Origin of the sequence: Streptomyces sp. SID3343 (assembly GCF_009865215.1) — a bacterium.
Classification (GTDB): domain Bacteria; phylum Actinomycetota; class Actinomycetes; order Streptomycetales; family Streptomycetaceae; genus Embleya.
This window is the reverse complement of sequence record NZ_WWJX01000754.1, coordinates 1-894: the sequence shown is the minus strand read 5'-3', so window position 1 is coordinate 894 and position 894 is coordinate 1. Positions and strand designations below refer to the sequence as shown.

General features: G+C 71.6%; 1 protein-coding gene. It reads left to right on the top strand.

What is annotated here, in order from left to right:
* Positions 1-275 precede the first annotated feature (275 nt).
* Positions 276-894, top strand: a 619-nt coding sequence (locus GT354_RS54370; protein WP_237535360.1) for an APC family permease, incomplete at its 3' end; no start/stop codon positions are given.

Here is an 894-nt window from a genome sequence, read left to right as displayed (position 1 = left end):
GGTCCACGCTCGAAGCGGCCGAGCCGCTGTTGCGGGCCCGGCCGGCGCTGGCGCCGTTGGCACGCGCGCTCGCGGCTCACCCCGACTATCGAGGCCACGCCCAACTGCGGCTGCCGGCAAGGGCTTCCGGCGCGTGGGAGGCACTGGACGGAATCACCGGGCAACTGTCCCCGTCGGACGCGGTGACCTGGTCGGCCGGGCTGCGCCGACTTCGGGCGGTGTGCGAGGTTCTGGGCGAGCGGTACACGGATGCGACGCCGGTCGAGGTGGCGGTGATGGTCGAGGCGGCCGAGGCGGAGGTGCGGGCCCTGTGCGAGTGGGCCGACACCGGCGCCCGACCCGACGGCGAACTGCTGGTGTTCTCATTGCGGTTGCCATGGCGGGTGCGGTGGGGCGCGGGGCTGCGCGAGAGTGCGCGGCGGGCGGTGACGCAGTTGCTGGAGCACCATGCCCACGACGGCGAGGCCGAACGCCGCCGCCGGACCCGGCTCACCCACGCTGTGCTCGATCCGCCGTACCCGTTGCCCGTGGCCGTGACCCGTCCTCGTTTCTCGTGGCAGGTCGGCCTGGCCGTCGTCGTGGTCATGCTGACCGTGGTCGCCTCCTACCGCCAGAACGTGCACGCGTACCCCAGCGGCGGCGGTGACTACGAGGTCGCAAGCGTCAACCTCGGACCCAATGCCGGCCTGACGGTCGGCAGCGCGCTGCTCGTCGACTATGTGCTGACCGTGGCGGTCTCGGTCTCCTCCGGCGTGGCCAACATGTCCTCCGCCATCCCCGCCCTCGCGTCGCACAAGGTGCTGATAGCGGTCGCACTCGTGCTCGTGTTGATGGGCATGAACCTCCGGGGTGTGCGCGAGTCGGGCAAGTTGTTCGCCGTTCCCACCTACGCGT